Raw genomic sequence first — 12933 nt, 5'->3', positions numbered from 1 at the left:
GGGGCGTGAAGCGCCCGATCACCTCCACGTACCGCCTGCAGCTGCGCGGCCCGCACGCGGACCCTCACGGCCGCGAGTTCGGCTTCGCCCAGGCCGCCGAGCTCGTGCCCTACCTGGCCGAGCTCGGAGTCTCGCACCTCTACCTCTCCCCGATCTTCGCCTCCGCGCCGGAGTCCAACCACAACTACGACGTGATCGACCCGACCGTGGTCAACCCGGAGCTCGGCGGCATTGACGGGCTGCGCCTGCTCGCCCGCGCCGCCCACGACGCCGGGCTGGGTCTGGTGGTGGACATCGTGCCCAACCACCTCGGCGTGGAAGTGCCACGGCGCAACCGGTGGTGGTGGGACGTGCTGAAGCATGGCCAGACTTCAGATTTCGCGCGCTTCTTCGACATCGACTGGGCCGCGGACAACGGCGCGGGCGGCAAGATCGCGCTGCCGGTCCTCGGCGCGCCCGGCGACACGGACGCGCTGAAGCTGGAACACATCGACGGCGAAGACGTGCTCACCTACTACGACCACGTCTTCCCGCTCGCGCCCGGCAGCTACGCGGGGCTTTCCGACGACCCAGCTGCCGTGCACGAGCGCCAGCACTACCGGCTCAAATTCTGGCGCGACGGCATCATCACCTACCGCCGCTTCTTTACCATCAACGGGCTGGCCGGCGTGCGCCAGGAGGACGAGGACGCCTTCAACGCCACCCACGCCTGCCTTAAGGAACTTGTGGGCGAAGGGCTTATCGACGGCGTCCGCGTCGACCACCCCGACGGTTTAACCGACCCGTTCGGCTACCTCACCCGGTTGCGCGAACTCATCGGCCAGGAAACCTGGCTGATCGTGGAGAAAATCCTCGCCGTGGACGAGCCCCTGGACCCGCGCCTGAACGTCGACGGAACCACCGGCTACGATGCCTTGCGCGAATTCGACGGCGCGTTTGTCAACACCGACGCCGCCACCGCGCTGGGTGCGGTGGCGTTGCGCTTCAGCGGCACCACTTGGGACGCGCACGCTGTGGAAAAGGCCGAGTGGATGCTCAAAGCGCGCGTTGCGGAAGACGAGCTCGCTGCGGAGATCCGCAGGCTCGCCCGCGCGGTGCGCCACGACAGCCTCTCTTCCGCAGGCTCCCAGGTCAGCGACACGGCGCTCACCGAGGTGCTTGTGGAACTGGTTGCCGGCATGCCCGTCTACCGCGCTGACTACCGTTCGCTATCGAGAGTGACCGCGACGCTGATTGCGGAATTGGCCCAGAGCCCAATCGGGTTTGACGCGGCGGCGCTCGACCTTGTTGCGGCTGCCTTGGCCGCGCACGGCGAGGCGGCCCACCGCTTCGCCCAGGTCTGCGGCGCGGTGATGGCCAAGGGCGTGGAGGACACCCTGTTCTACCGCGCGTGCCGCCTGGTGGCGCTACAGGAAGTCGGCGGCGCGCCGGGGCGTGCCGGGGTGAGCCAGGCCGAGTTCCACCTACTGCAGGAGGAGCGCAGCAGGTTATGGCCGCGCACCATGACAACGCTGACCACGCACGACACGAAACGCAGCGAAGACACCCGCGCCCGCATGATCGAGATCTCTGAGGTGCCGGGCGAATTCAGCCAGCTCGTCGACGACGTGTTCGCGCTCACCCCGCCGCCTGACACCGCCACTGGCCTGTTTCTGTTGCACAACGTGCTGGGCGCGTGGCCGCGTGACGGCCGCGCGGACGAAGCATTCACCCAGCGCCTGCAGTCGTACGCAGTCAAAGCTGTGCGTGAGGCGGACACGCTGACGAGCTGGTACGACAACGACCATGACTACGAGGCACAAGTGACCGAGTGGATTGCGCACCTCACGCATGGCCCCGCTACGCGCCTCGTCGCGGACTTCGCCCGCGACCTCGACCGCGGCGGCGTGGCGGTCTCCCTCGGCAGGAAACTGCTGCAACTAATCGGACCGGGCATCCCGGACACCTATCAGGGCACCGAGTTTTTGGACTTCTCGCTGGTGGACCCCGACAACCGCCGCTTTGTCAACTACCAGGCGCTTCGTGCTGGTGAGGGGGCACCGGAGGACGTCGATAAGCAGCGCATTGTGCGCGCCGCCATGCACCTGCGACGCGAGCGCCCGCAGCTCTTCCTCGAAGGCGGCTACCGCGCGATCTTCGCCGCCGGTCCCGCGCGCGAGCATGCGGTGGGCATGGTGCGCACACTTGACGACGCACCGCAGGTCATCGCCGTAGCCACCCGCACCCCACTCGCCTTAGAGCGCGCCGGCGGCTGGCGCGGCACCACCCTCTCACTGCCCGAGGGCACCTGGACGGACCGGCTGACCGGGCGGGAATACTCCGGCACGGTGGAAATGGCGCAGCTGTGCGCCGAACTGCCCGCGGTGCTTCTGACCATGTAAGCTAACCCGCCGTTATGAGCACAGCAAAGCCCGCGAAGCCCCGGAACAAGGCGATGGACGACACCATCGCCCGCCTCGGGTCGACCTACTTTGCCTGGATGCGCGAACACGAGGACGCCGCGACGACGTTTCGGCACGCGCTGCACGAACTCATGCGCGACGCCGGCATCAACTTCGACCGCGTAGACGCGCGCGTGAAGTCTTGGACCTCGCTGAAAGAAAAGGCGCGCAAGACGCGCGACGACGGCGAGATGGTCTACCCCGACCCGTGGCACGACATCAAAGACATCATCGGCGCGCGCATCACGGTGCTGCACTCCACCGAAATCCCGGCGGTGCAGCGGCTGCTCGCGGACCAGTTCGAGGTGCTGCGAAGCGTGGACAAGGCCGAAGAAACGCGCGTGGCCGGCGGCTTCGGCTACGGCTCGCACCACATGATCGTGCGGGTGCAGAAGCAGTCCGAAGGGCTGGAAGAGTACGTCGGCCAAGTCTTCGAGGTGCAGATCCGCACCGTGCTGCAGCACGCCTGGGCGGAGTTCGAGCACGACATCCGTTACAAGCGCGCCACCAAGGACCTGGACCCGCAGGTGGACCGCGCCTTCACCCTGGCGGCGGGCCTGATCGAACTGGCGGACCAGCAGTTCGACCAAATCGCCGCGCTGGCGAACCCGGAGGACCCGGCCGACAAGATCAACACCGAAGTGGACGCGGAGATTTCGCCCGAGACCTTGCCGGGCATCCTCACCGTCCTGCTGGGCAACCAGTTCCCGCTTTCGCGCGCCGGCGACTACCGCTTCTGCACCGAACTTCTGCGCGCCCACGGCATGGAGCACGTCTCCGACGTCGCGGAGCTGACCAACCCGGCGGACATCGAGGCGATCTCGAACTCGCTGTCCTACCCCTTCGTGCCGGGCCAGGTGCGCATTGTCGACGACCTGCTGCTCAACCGCTACGGCACCGAGCACATCGAGCGCACCTGGGACGCAGGCAACCGCCCGCAGGTGCGGCGCAAGCGCCTGACCAGCCGCTTGGGTCTGCTGCGCGGCGAGTAGGTCAGCTGCGCCGACCCATCAGCCGGTCGATCTCGCGGCGCTCCTTCTTCGTCGGCCTGCCGGTGCCGCGGTCGCGCACCGGCGGGGCGGCGAACAGCTCGCGCGGCGGGGGCGGCGGCGAGTGGTCGATGTAGCAGGAGCGGGCGACCGGCGCGCCGACGCGCTTGCTCACCGTCGCGGCGACCTCGAGGATGTACTCGCGGTGGTCCTTCCACACCCGCACCGTCTCCCCCGGCACGACCTGCTGGGCGGGCTTGACGGCCTTGCCGTCGATTTTCACGTGTCCGGCGCGCACCGCGTCCGCGGCTTGGCTGCGGGTTTTGAAGATGCGCACTGCCCACAGCCAGGCATCGATGCGCACCGCCGCCATGGTTGGCTGGGTCAAGCTAGTACTGGTCCTTGTGGTTGACGATCCGCTGGACCTTGTTCCAGTTGGTGAACCCGCCGGCGACAGCCACGACGAGGCCGAGGAAAAGGAAGGTCCAGGAGCTGAAGATCAGGCCGAACGCGATGCCTCCGGCCACGCCGCCGCCGGCCCACAGGACGGCGTTGCGGGAGTACTGGCGCACGGCGGCCTTGCGCTGTGCGATCGGGTCATTGGGGCGCGGCTGCATCGTCATGGGCTCTAAGTGTAGCGCCTTACGCGCCGCGTTCGACCCAGCGGTAGCCGGCCTCTTTCATCTCGGCGCCGCCGTGGGTGACGGCGGCGAGCAGCGCGTCCACACGCTCGCGCTCCCCCGGCGCGAACGCCAGGGTGTAGGCGGCGGCGCGTCCGTATTCCACGTCCACGACGTCGATGCCCGCGGTGCGCAGCTCGGATTCGATGCGGCCGGCTTCGGCGTGCGGGAAGTCCACGGTGCCCAGCTCGCGGACCTCGCGCGTGACGCGGGTGACCTGCTCGAGCGTGTCGGCCACGGATGCGGTGTAGGCGCTGACAAGCCCGCCGGTGCCGAGCTTGATGCCACCGAAATAGCGGATCGCAACCGCCACCGCGTCTTGCATGCCGGAGCCTTTGAGCACCTCCAACATGGGTTTGCCGGCGGTGCCGGAGGGCTCGCCGTCGTCGGAGGAGCGCTCGATGGGCTGCGCGCCGTCTTGGTGCACGATGAACGCGGAGCAGTGATGGCGCGCGTCCGGGTACTCCTCGCGCGCGGCGGCGATCACCGCACGCGCTTCTTCTTCAGTGGTCGCGCGGGCGACCCAGCCGATGAAGCGGGAGCGCTTGACCTCGAACTCGTGAGTGACCAGCTCGTCTGCGGGGCGTACGTACGACTGCTCCATCTAGCCCGCCACGATGTAGTCGTACTCCGGTGTGCCCGGCTCCAGGCGGCGGCAACCGATCGGTGAATCCTCCATGCGCTCAAGCAGCGGGCCTAAGTCCTCGACGTGGGCGAGCTCGATGCCCACGAGCGCGGCGCCGGTTTCTCGGTTGTTCTTTTTCAGGTACTCGAACAACACAATGTCGTCTTCCTCGCCCAGAATGTCGTTGAGGAAGTGGCGCAGCTGGCCGGCCTCCTGCGGGAAGTTGACCAGGAAGTAGTGGCGCAGCCCCCGGTGCACCAGGGAGCGTTCCATTACCTCGGCGTAGCGCAGCACGTCGTTGTTGCCGCCGGAGATGATGCACACCACGGTCGAGCCGGGCGCCAGCTCCCCCAGCCCCAGGCCGGCCACGGACAGCGCGCCGGCGGGCTCGGCGATGATGCCTTCGTTTTGGTACAGCCCGAGCATCTCCGTGCACACGGCACCCTCGTCCGCGGTGTAGAGCTCGGTGGCGTCGCGGTGCGCGTTGAAGACCTGCCACGGGATCTCGCCGATGCGCTTGACGGCGGCACCGTCGACGAACGGGTCGATGGCCTCCAAGGTGACGGGCTCGCCGGCCTCGCGCGCTGCGCCTAACGACGCCGCGCCCTTCGGCTCGACCCCGACCACCTTTGTCGCCGGGGACATATCCGCCAGGTAGGACAGCACGCCGGAGATAAGCCCGCCGCCGCCCACCGGCACCAGCACGGTGTCTAACTCTTTGCCCAGGCTGGCCAGCTGCGCCACGATCTCGGCTGCGACGGTGCCCTGGCCGACGACGGTGTCGCGGGAATCGAACGGCTCAATCACTGTTGCCCCGCGTGCCGCGGCGTCCTCGCGGGCGGCCTGCGCGGCCTCGTCGAACGTGTTGCCCGTGACCACAAGCTCGATGGCGTCGCCGCCGTGGACGCGGATACGGTCGCGCTTCTGCTTCGGGGTGGGCTTGGGCACGAAGATCTTGCCTTGGATGCCCATCGCGCGGCAGGCGTAGGCCACGCCCTGGGCGTGGTTGCCTGCGGACGCCGCCACGACACCGGCGGCGCGGGCCTCTTCGCCCAGCCGGGAGATGCCGTAGTAGGCGCCGCGGATCTTGTAGGAACGCACGTCCTGCAGGTCCTCGCGCTTGAGGTAGACCTCCACGCCGTACTGTTCCGACAGACGCGGGCAGTACTGCAACGGGGTCGGCGAAATCACCGATGAGATCCGGCCCTGCGCGAACCGGATATCGGCTGCGTGGACTTCCTCGAAGGCGGAGTCGGACGTGTTCGGTGTGGCTGTGCGCATGGTTAGCGAGTCTACAACTGCCCCGCTCGTTCACTCCCCCTTCACCTCGCCGTAACTTCGTGCCCACCTTCAGGCTGTGCACAAGAACGCGTACTCATTTTTGCAGCATCCCCGAAAGGTCCACCCATGTCTGGAAACCGTATGTCCCGCACCGGCCTCGCCGCCGCGTGCGCTACTGCACTTACTCTCGGCCTTGTCTCCCCGGCAACCGCCGCCGTTGTTGCGGAGCCGGTGAAGGATCTTGCCGACGGCGCAACCGCCGACATCTCGGTGCTGGGTTCCTACGGTGCGGGCGCGTTTGATGAGTCCGCCGCCGAAATCGTCGCCTTCCACGCCAACTCCAAGCGCATCCTCACCGTCAACGCGCTGTCCGGCAAGATCGACGTCCTCGACGCGGCAGACCCCGCCAAGCCCACCAAGGTCGGCGAGGTCTCCGGCGGCGAGAACACCACCATCAACTCCGTCGCAGTGCGTAACGACGGCCTCGCGGTCGCCGCCGTCGAGCCAGAGAACAAAACCGACGCCGGTGAGCTGATCTTCTTCGACGCCGGCGCCGACGAGCTCGGCACCGTGCTCGGCCGCGTGGGCGTCGGTGCCCTGCCGGACATGGTGACCATCACCCCGGAGGGCGACTACGCGCTGGTGGCGAACGAGGGCGAGCCCGCTGAGGATTACTCGGTTGATCCGGAGGGCAGCGTATCCGTCGTAAAGCTTCCTGCTTCTGTTGAGGCCGCAACGCAGGCCGACGTGCGCACCGCAGACTTCCGCGCCTTCGAGGGCACCCTGGCGGACAAGGGCGTGCACATCTACGGCCAGGTGGGCGCCTCCACCACGGAGGCGCAGAACCTCGAGCCGGAGTACATCGCCGTCGCAGGCGGCAAGGCGTACGTGACACTGCAGGAGAACAACGCCGTCGCCGTGGTGGACATCGCGTCTGCCACCGTCGAAGATGTGTGGCCGCTGGGCTACACCGACCGCCGCGAGGTGCCGATGGACATCTCCGACAAGGACGGCAAGATCAACATCCGCACCGCGCCGGTCAAGGGCATCCTGCAGCCGGACTCCATCGCCGCCTACGAGGTCGACGGCACCACCTACCTGGTCACGGTCAACGAGGGCGACGCGCGCGACTGGGAGGCCTACTCCGAGGAAGAGCGCATCAAGAAGCTGGGCGGCAAGAAGCTGGCCCCGATCTGCGAGGGCTACGCGGGCATGACCGCCGACGAAATCGAAGAGTTCCAGGCCGACGAGAACGCGGGCCGGCTGAAGATCACCACCGCATTCGGCCTGAATGAGGAGAAGAACTGCTACGAGGACCTCTACACCTACGGTGGCCGCAGCTTCTCCATCTTCACCGCCGACGGCACGCGCGTGTTCGACTCCGGCGCCGAGTTCGAGGAGCTCACCGCGAAGCTTCTGCCGGAATACTTCAACACCAACCACACGGAAAACGAGTTCGAGTCCCGCTCCGATGACAAGGGCCCAGAGCCGGAGGGCGTCACGCTCGGCGAGATCAACGGCCGCACCTACGCCTTCATCGGCTTCGAACGCCTCGGCGGCGTGATGGTCTACGACATCACCGATCCGGCGAAGCCGGCCTACACCGCCTACATCAACAACCGGGACTTCTCCATCAACATGGAAGAGCTTGCCGACGAGGGCGACGACGCCGTGAAGGCCGGTCTGGAGAAGGTCGGCGACTTGGGCGCCGAGGGCCTCACCTTCGTCCCGGCGAAGGATTCCCCGAACGGCGAGAACCTTCTCATCGTGGGCAACGAGGTCTCCGGCACCACCACCGTGTTCCAGGTGGACTCCCTCATTGAGGCACCCGCCGAGCCCGCACAGCCGGGCAACGACGGCGCCGGCAGCACCCTTTCCAAGGGCGGTGTGATTGCCATCGCACTTGCTGCCGTGGCCCTTGTCATGGGCGCACTCGGCGCACTGGGCAACGTTGTGAACTCGATGTTTGCCAAGTAAATCCGAAGCGGCGGCCGACTGTTGTCCATGAAATTAACGCCGCCGCTTCACTACATTTTTAACGATAAACCTGCTAGGTTCATCGGGGTGTCATGTCGGGCACAGCGCCCACATCGACTGTTTTGGATCTTCTACGAGGAGAATTAGAGAACATATGAAGCGTATTTCCACCGCAGCCGTGGCTGCCGCTACCGCCCTGTCCCTGGCCACCGTCCCGGCTATGGCTCAGGAGAACACCGCAGCTGCAACCACCACCACTCCGGCTGCAACCACCACCACTCCGGCTGCAACCACCACTCCGTCCCAGCCGTCTGAGACCACCACTCCGGCAACCACCCAGCCGTCTCAGCCGACGACCACCCCCCCGGCTACCGAGACCACCACGCCGGCTACCACCCAGCCGTCCCAGCCGTCCCAGCCGTCTGAGACCACCACCCCGGCAACCACCCAGCCGTCTCAGCCGACGACTACCACCACGAAGCCGCAGCAGAACCAGCAGAAGAGCTCCGGCTCCTCCCAGGGCACCCTGGTCGGCATCTTCTCCGGCACCCTCGGTGCTGTGCTGACCACCTCCCTGATCGTGTTCTCCGACCCGCGTGGCGCGAACAAGATCATCGACATGGTCAACGCTCAGTTCGGTCTGGGTCTGCCGCACCTGCACACCCCGAAGGTTGAGCTGCCCAACTTCCAGCTCCCGAACCTCCCCTTCTAGCCAATCCGCTCTCTTTCGCCTGAGGAAGGTCAATCAATGAAGTCCCGTTTCGTAGCCGCGTCTTTCGCGGCAACCGCAATCGCAGCCGGCTCCCTCGCGGGTGCCGCAGCCGCCGCCGAAGCTGATACTTCGACGACGACCACGTCCACCACTGCCGAGCCGTCCACCACGGCTACGCAGGATTCCAAGATGACTACCACGGCGCCCACTACGACCAACGAGCCGGCCCCCACCAAGAAGACTCCGGCAGTGGTTGAGCCGTCCGGCACTGCCACTACCCCGGCTACTACCACTACGCCGGCCACCACGACGGCTACCACCGAGCCGACCGGAACCAACGTCCTGACCAATACCACGACGCCGACCTACACCCCGCCGGCATGGCTGCAGCCGTCCTCCTACGAGGAGCAGGCGCTCGAAGTTATCAAGAAAATTTCGCTCTGGGTCACTGCACTCGCAGCGGCGATCAGCTCCCTGATGGTGGTTGTGGGCGCTGTCCCGGGCCTGAAGGAGAACCTCAAGCAGCTGACGGGCAAGAACTAAGAGCCTGTAGCACAAACGCGAAGCCCGCCCGGTTTTACACCGGACGGGCTTTCCGTTTGCCTAGCACCAGGTGCTAGCCCAAGATCCCGGCTCCCAGTGTCGCCTTCAAATCGCCCATCAAGCTGGCAGAGCGGTTCACGCGCAGGTGGTCGCCCAGAATCATCAGTTGGCTGTGCTCGCCGTTGACCAGATTCAGGTAGACGTCGGAGTCGCCGGCGTTGTTCACCAGCACGCCCTTGAGCTTCGCGATGTTTTCCGCCGTGCACTGGTCCGTGCGCATGGTCAGGCGCAGCGGCAGGCCCGCACCGTTGCCGGGGCCGAGCTCGGGCACCTTCACGTCGTCGCCGAACAGGCTCATGCGGTCGTCGCGGATGGACACGTGCGCCTTGACCAGGATGATGTTGTCCTCCACAATCTGCGGCGCAACCAGTGCGTACACCTTGTTAAATAGCAGGATATCTACCTGGGCACCGTGGTGGTCCTCAATGGTCACGATGGCCCACGGCGAGCCGTCCTTCTTAGAGAAGCGGCGGTCCACGGAGGAGATCAGCCCGCCGATGGTCACCTCCGCCCCGTTGCGCATTTCGCCGGAGAGGATGGTGGTCAGCTGGGTATCCGTCTGCGCGTCGATGGCCTCCTCGAAGCCGTCGAGCGGGTGGCCAGAGACGTACAGGCCGAGCATCTCGCGCTCCAGTGCGAGCTTGTGCTTTCGGTCCCATTCGTCGTCAGGCACCTCGATGGTGAACGCGGAATTGTCGGCGCCGTCTTCCCCGCCAAAACCGGCGAAGAGGTCGAACTGCCCCTTGTCCGCCGCTTTCTTCGTGGCAAGGACGGAATCGACGGCGTCTTCCTGGATCAGCATGAGCCCCTTGCGCGGGTGCTCCAACGAGTCGAACGCGCCGGCCTTGATCAGCGATTCTGTGATGCGCTTGTTGCAGGCCGCCAGCTCGATCTTGTCCAGGTAGTCGGAGAAGCTGGTGAACGCTCCTTTTTCCTTTCTGGTCTTCTTGATGGACTCCACCACTTCCACGCCGACGTTGCGCACGGCGGCAAGCCCGTAGCGGATGTCGTCGCCGACAGCCATGAAGTTCTCTTCGGACTCATTGATGTCCGGCTGCAGCACGCTAATGCCCAGGTGACGGCAATCCGACAGGTAGATCGCGGACTTGTCCTTCTTGTCGCCCACGGAGGTCAAAAGCGCAGCCATGTACTCAGCGGCGTAGTTCGCCTTCATGTAGGCCGTCCAGTAGGACACCAGCGCATAACCTGCGGCGTGGGACTTGTTGAACGCGTACGACGCGAACGGCTCGATGGTGCCCCACAGCGCGTCCACGGCCTCCTTGGAGTAGCCGTTGGAGAACATGCCGGCGGAAAACGTCTCGTACTGCTTCGCAAGCACCTCCGGCTTCTTCTTACCCATGGCCTTGCGGAAGCCGTCTGCTTGGCCGGCCGTGTAGTTCGCCACCTTCTGCGAGATGTTCATGATCTGCTCTTGGTAGACGATCAGGCCGTAGGTTTCGTCCAGGATCTCCTTGAGCGGCTCTTCCAGCTCCGGGTGGATCGGCGTGATCGGCTTGCGCCCGTTTTTGCGGTCCGCGTAATCCCAGTGGGCGTTCACACCCATCGGGCCCGGGCGGTACAACGCCAGCGACGCGACAATATCGTTGAAGCCGGTCGGCTTCATGCGTTTGAGCAGCTCCTGCATGCCGCCGGAATCCAGCTGGAACACGCCCAGGGTCTCGCCGCGTGAAAGCAGCTCGTAGACTGCCTGGTCGTCGGTGTCCAACGCCTCGAGGTCGATGGTTTCGCCGCGGTTTTTCTTCACGTTCTCCAGCGCGTCGCCGAGCACGGTGAGGTTGCGCAGCCCCAGGAAGTCCATCTTCAGCAGGCCGATGGCCTCGCACGCCGGGTAGTCCCAGCCGGTGATGATCGCCCCGTCGGCCGGGCGCTTCCACATCGGGATGTGTTCCATCAGCGGCACCGACGCCATAATCACCGCGCACGCGTGCACACCCGCCTGGCGCACCACGCCCTCGAGACCGCGCGCCGTCTCATAAATCTTGGCCACGTCCGGATCCGTCTCAATCAGCGAGCGGACCTCCGCGGCTTCGGTGTAGCGCTCGTGCTCCGGGTCGGTGATGCCGGACAGCGGAATGTCCTTCGCCATGATCGCCGGCGGCAGCGCGCCGTTGATGCGGTCCGCCATCTGGAAGCCGGGCTGGCCGAAGTTCACCTTCGCCGAGTCCTTGATCGCCTGCTTCGTCTTCACCGTGCCGAAGGTGATCACCTGGGCGATCTTGTCCTCGCCCCAGCGCTCGGCGGCGTAGGTGATCATCTCGCCGCGGCGGCGGTCGTCGAAGTCGATATCGATATCCGGCGCGGACGGGCGCTCCGGGTTCAAGAATCGCTCGAAGAGCAGGCCGTGCTCCATCGGGTCGATGTTGGTGATCGTCAGCGCGTACGCAACCAGGGAACCTGCCGCGGAACCACGGCCCGGTCCGACGCGGATGCCGATCTCGCGGGCGTGCTTGATCAGCTCCGCCACGATGAGGAAGTAGGACGGGTAGCCCTTCATGTCGATGACGTCGATCTCGTAGCTCGCGCGCGTGAGGTATTCCTCCGGCACCTCTCCCCCGTCGAAGCGATCCTCCAGCCCGCGCTGGACTTCCTCGCGCAGCCACGTGGTCGGCGTGTGGCCCTCCGGCACGTCCGCGATCGGCATACGGTCGTGCGGGTGCTCCTCCCACAGCTCGCCGTAGTCGCCGACGCGCTCCGCGATCCACAGGGTGTTGTCGCAGCCGCCCGGCACCGTGGAATCCCACAGCTCGCGCATCTGCTCCGCGGACTTGATGTAGTAGCCGGTGCCGTCGAACTTGAAGCGGTCCGGGTCAAGCAGCGTCTTACCGGTCTGCACACACAGCATCGCCTCGTGCGCCGGCGCCTGGGACTCGAGCACGTAGTGGCAGTCGTTGGTCACCAGCGGCGGCAGATCCAGCGCCTGGCCGATGCGCAGCAGGTCCTCGCGCACGCGCCGCTCGATGTGCAGGCCGTGGTCCATCAGCTCCAGGAAGTAGTTGTCCTTGCCGTAGATGTCCTGCCACATCGCCGCAGCCTCCAACGCGGCGTCGTATTGGCCCAGGCGCAGGCGCGTCTGCACGTCGCCCGACGGGCAGCCCGTGGTGGCGATGATGCCGTCCGCGTGCTCGGCGATCAGCTCCGCGTCCATGCGCGGCCACTTACCCAGCTGCCCCTCGTAGGAAGCCAAGGACGACAGCTTGAACAGGTTGCGCAGACCCGTGGCGTTTTCCGCCAGCATCGTCTGGTGCAGGTACGCGCCGGACGCGGAAACGTCGTCACGCTTCTGGTCCGGGGTGCCCCACAGCACGCGCTTCTTGTTGAAGCGGGACTCAGGTGCCATGTACGCCTCGATGCCGATGATCGGCTTGACCCCGGCATCCACCATGCGGCGGTAAAACGCGTTCGAGCCGAACATGTTGCCGTGGTCGGTCATGCCCACCGCGGGCATGCCCTGGCGCACCACTTCGTCGGCGAGCATGTCCACCTTCGCCATGCCGTCCAGCATGGAAAATTCGGTGTGGTTATGCAGGTGCACGAAGGAGGATTTTTTGGCCATGCGGCTCATCTTAGACGGCGCGCCGACACGCGCGAATCCCCTCGAAAACCA

General features: G+C 66.0%; 10 protein-coding genes. 5 read left to right on the top strand and 5 right to left on the bottom strand.

All coding sequences use genetic code 11. The annotated features are described in order from the left end of the window. The first annotated feature begins 5 nt into the window (after nt 1-5). The gene (gene treY / locus O5O53_RS06905; protein WP_269510535.1) at nt 6-2381 is read left to right on the top strand and encodes a malto-oligosyltrehalose synthase; all 2376 of its coding nucleotides are present in this window, start codon (nt 6-8) and stop codon (nt 2379-2381) included. A gap of 14 nt (nt 2382-2395) precedes the next feature. After that, nucleotides 2396-3433 (top strand): GTP pyrophosphokinase, encoded by a 1038-nt coding sequence (locus O5O53_RS06900; protein ID WP_269510328.1) that lies wholly within the window; start codon nt 2396-2398, stop codon nt 3431-3433. 1 nt (nt 3434) lies between these two features. Here O5O53_RS06900 and O5O53_RS06895 read toward each other — a convergent pair whose 3' ends face one another. From O5O53_RS06895 to ilvA, 4 genes are read right to left on the bottom strand one after another with little or no spacing between them, the layout of a single operon-like run. After that, complete coding sequence (locus O5O53_RS06895; RefSeq protein WP_181889609.1) at nt 3435-3803, bottom strand: RNA-binding S4 domain-containing protein; 369 nt, start codon at nt 3801-3803, stop codon at nt 3435-3437. Nucleotides 3804-3819: 16 nt separating this feature from the next. Then, the gene (locus O5O53_RS06890; RefSeq protein WP_181888708.1) at nt 3820-4053 is read right to left on the bottom strand and encodes a hypothetical protein; all 234 of its coding nucleotides are present in this window, start codon (nt 4051-4053) and stop codon (nt 3820-3822) included. 19 nt (nt 4054-4072) lie between these two features. Beyond that, the gene (locus tag O5O53_RS06885; protein ID WP_269510325.1) at nt 4073-4714 is read right to left on the bottom strand and encodes an IMPACT family protein; all 642 of its coding nucleotides are present in this window, start codon (nt 4712-4714) and stop codon (nt 4073-4075) included. Beyond that, complete coding sequence (gene ilvA / locus O5O53_RS06880; protein WP_269510322.1) at nt 4715-6016, bottom strand: threonine ammonia-lyase IlvA; 1302 nt, start codon at nt 6014-6016, stop codon at nt 4715-4717. A 126-nt stretch (nt 6017-6142) separates the two neighbouring features. Here ilvA and O5O53_RS06875 point away from each other — a divergent pair, with 126 nt between their 5' ends. The 3 genes from O5O53_RS06875 to O5O53_RS06865 all read left to right on the top strand — a co-directional run bounded on the left by O5O53_RS06875 (nt 6143) and on the right by O5O53_RS06865 (nt 9248). After that, nucleotides 6143-7993: a choice-of-anchor I family protein gene (locus O5O53_RS06875; RefSeq protein ID WP_269510319.1), complete on the top strand. Its 1851-nt coding sequence runs from the start codon at nt 6143-6145 to the stop codon at nt 7991-7993. Nucleotides 7994-8147: 154 nt separating this feature from the next. Next, a complete protein-coding gene (locus tag O5O53_RS06870; protein WP_269510316.1) occupies nt 8148-8705 on the top strand; it encodes a hypothetical protein in 558 nt (185 codons plus the stop codon). 36 nt (nt 8706-8741) lie between these two features. Then, on the top strand, nt 8742-9248 hold the full coding sequence (locus O5O53_RS06865; RefSeq protein ID WP_269510313.1) for a hypothetical protein: 507 nt from the start codon (nt 8742-8744) through the stop codon (nt 9246-9248). 73 nt (nt 9249-9321) lie between these two features. Here O5O53_RS06865 and dnaE read toward each other — a convergent pair whose 3' ends face one another. Next, nucleotides 9322-12882: a DNA polymerase III subunit alpha gene (dnaE, locus tag O5O53_RS06860; RefSeq protein WP_269510310.1), complete on the bottom strand. Its 3561-nt coding sequence runs from the start codon at nt 12880-12882 to the stop codon at nt 9322-9324. Nucleotides 12883-12933 lie beyond the last annotated feature (51 nt).

Source organism: Corynebacterium faecium (assembly GCF_027257105.1).
Classification (GTDB): Bacteria; Actinomycetota; Actinomycetes; order Mycobacteriales; family Mycobacteriaceae; genus Corynebacterium; species Corynebacterium lehmanniae.
The sequence above is the reverse complement of the archived record's forward strand: the minus strand, read 5'-3'. Positions and strand labels throughout refer to the sequence as shown.